At 69.4% G+C, this 271-nt stretch carries 1 protein-coding gene; it reads left to right on the forward strand.

The features are described 5' to 3' along the window. A partial coding sequence (locus tag FFK22_RS42535) for an NAD(P)(+) transhydrogenase (Re/Si-specific) subunit beta (protein ID WP_143957081.1) occupies positions 1 to 271 on the forward strand: 271 nt, incomplete at both ends.

The raw sequence follows: 271 nt of genomic DNA on the forward strand, positions 1-271 counted from the left end.
TCTGTTGATCGTGACCGGTGCCTTGGTCGGGTCGTCGGGCGCGATCCTCAGCTACATCATGTGCAAGGGGATGAACCGGTCGATCATCAACGTGATCCTGGGCGGGTTCGGCGGCGACTCCGCCGCTGCCGCGGCCGGCGGTCCGGCGGGCGACCGGGCGGTGAAGCAGGGTTCGGCGGAGGACGCGGCCTTCGTGATGAAGAATGCGCGCTCGGTGATCATCGTGCCGGGCTACGGCATGGCGGTGGCGCAGGCGCAGCACGCGCTGCGG

The organism is Mycobacterium sp. KBS0706, from assembly GCF_005938675.2.
Lineage (GTDB): Bacteria > Pseudomonadota > Alphaproteobacteria > DSM-16000 > Inquilinaceae > Inquilinus.